We start from the raw sequence: 2012 nt of genomic DNA, 5'->3' as shown, positions 1-2012 counted from the left end.
CGACAACACGGCCATGACCGTCGAGGCGATCGCCGTGAGCCGCGCGTTACTCGACTCCGATCTGTCGGAAGCTCGATTTCGCGCGCAGTTACTTCACCACCAAGCCGCCATCTCGGGGGATGCAAGCCTGGAAGAGGCGGCGAGCCGGGTGGTCCATTTTCTGGGTCCGCCCGGCAGCATCCCCAGCCTGGGATGCGGAGCCGCGATGCTGGCCGTGAGCACCCGCTTGGCGGAGCGGATCGCCTGACGGCGTTTGCGTGGTGCGACGGGTAACGGTCGCTCAACGACGACGTATGCACAACCGACCTCAGTTGTGCACGACTGTCCAGCGTTGCACGTCTTGAGTCGAGGTGGGACCGAAAAATCACGTGAGGCCAATGGATCCAAACTGGGCCGGYTCTCCCCCGCACGATGACTTACCGCAACCGGCTGCTAGGCGATCTTGTCGATGGAGCGAATATGCGATCACTGAACGAGCAACATGAATGCGTGCGGTCATGGCGGCGCGACACGCTCTAAAAAACTCCGTCAAGGCTTACGAAAAATCCAAGGAACTGTTCAGCGACAGCACCGTTCTCCAACCGCCGGTTGCCTTATAATCGTGGCAGACATGCTCCACCCTTAGCCCCCTGGCGCATGTCTAGGCCGCCCCGCATATTTGGGCGGCCTTTTTTTGCTGCGACCAGCGGGGTGATCTGAACGCTTAGGCGCACGCTGCCGATAGCCCCTGCTCGTAGGATGACACCTCGATCAGGCTGCCATCGGGATCGCGCACGTAGACCGAACGAATGGGCCCCCGCGCACCGCTCTTCTGGACCGGACCCAGTTCGACGTTCACCTTGCAGCGCCGGAAGTGCGCCGCGAAAGCGTCCGGCAATGCATCGGTGAGAAAGCAAAGGTCCTAGCTCCCGACAGAAGGGGCTTTGCCGGTGAACCAACTCTCCTGCTCGGCATCGATAGGGCGAAGATTGATCTTGTGGTGACCGAAGAACATGCTCGATCGCTGCTCGCCCTTTTCCGAGGTGGCGTCCGTCCGCTTCATACCCAGGATGCGCTCATACCAAAGGGCGGAGGTTTCCACGTCGCGAACATTAAAGACGATGTGATCGATAGCTTTAACAGTCAGCATCTCAGTGCCCCACCCTTCCGGACGTTGCATGGCCCATTCGATCTCGCGCGCCAACGCGTCCGAGATCGCGCCGCCTTAGATCAATGCGTTGAGTTGCGGCGCGCTCTTCTTGGCAACAATTCCGGCTTGCGCAGCTAAGGATTGGATTCCCTCATCCTCCAGCACCTRCATCAGGCGGCGCAGATTCGCGCGACGACGGGTTTGCAGAGCGGGGTCTGATGCGCCCATGGCGGCAAATGGAAGAATGAACTAGGCGATTTTGCGCCGATCCGAGGGATCAAAACGCGATCTTGGTCGCACTGCCCGCTAGCTCGCACCTCTTACCGGGGCATAAACTAAGCAATGGCCGACCCATGCCCAACCGCATCATCCCCTGTGGTCCTCATCGTGCACGACGATGTCGCAGTCGCCGAAGCGCTGGCGATTGCCCTTGAAAGCATTGGCGCGACATCGGTCCAGGTTAATCGAACCAGCGATGCCCGGTTGGTCATCCAGGGGGCGCCAGGCCTGTCAGCGGTAATATCGAGATGCTCGCTCGATGTGGCCCACGATCAGCCCCTATTGAACTGGGTGGCCGAACACAGGCCAGGCGTCGCCCTGATTGCGCTTTGCTCGACCCCGGGTCACCACCACGACCACCTGCCTACCTGGTGCCAGCTGCTCAGCCCGCCGTTCGACGGGCGCGACCTGAAACGAGCGTTGGCCGAGGCCCGATTGACCGCCTTCGAGAGCCGGGAGTAGCGGCCAGCAGCAGCCGACTCTTCGTCCTGCCTCCTGACGGAGTTTCCTTTGCGCGCCAACTCGGCGCCGCGGACGTATTCGTCTCGGACTTGTCCAAAGCGACCTGGTCGAGTCCTTCCAGGTCCATCAGCTCGTCCTTGGC

General features: G+C 61.1%; 4 protein-coding genes. 2 read left to right on the top strand and 2 right to left on the bottom strand.

Features of this window, described 5'->3' with window-relative positions:
- A partial coding sequence (locus AC1DT2_RS21855) for a hypothetical protein (protein WP_477298705.1) occupies positions 1-247 on the top strand: 247 nt, incomplete at its 5' end.
- A gap of 456 nt (positions 248-703) precedes the next feature.
- Here the strand turns inward: AC1DT2_RS21855 and AC1DT2_RS21850 are convergent.
- Both AC1DT2_RS21850 and AC1DT2_RS21845 read right to left on the bottom strand, forming a co-directional pair.
- On the bottom strand, positions 704-838 hold the full coding sequence (locus AC1DT2_RS21850; RefSeq protein ID WP_477298703.1) for a hypothetical protein: 135 nt from the start codon (positions 836-838) through the stop codon (positions 704-706).
- A 63-nt stretch (positions 839-901) separates the two neighbouring features.
- Entirely contained in the window at positions 902-1159 is a 258-nt protein-coding gene (locus AC1DT2_RS21845) for a VOC family protein (protein WP_477298702.1), read from the bottom strand.
- A gap of 357 nt (positions 1160-1516) precedes the next feature.
- On the opposite strand from AC1DT2_RS21845, the gene AC1DT2_RS21840 reads away from it, so the two are divergent.
- Positions 1517-1870, top strand: a complete 354-nt coding sequence (locus AC1DT2_RS21840; RefSeq protein WP_477298700.1) for a hypothetical protein — start codon at positions 1517-1519, stop codon at positions 1868-1870.
- Positions 1871-2012: the final 142 nt, after the last annotated feature.

The sequence above is a fragment of the Luteibacter sp. P4_E6 genome (assembly GCF_056401535.1).
This window is presented reverse-complemented; position numbering and strand designations above follow the sequence as displayed.

What these genes read in the sequence shown, in the direction of transcription:
- AC1DT2_RS21845 (WP_477298702.1), bottom strand. Translation starts at nt 1,159, where the DNA reads ATGCAACGTCCGGAAGGGTGGGGCACTGAGATGCTGACTGTTAAAGCT.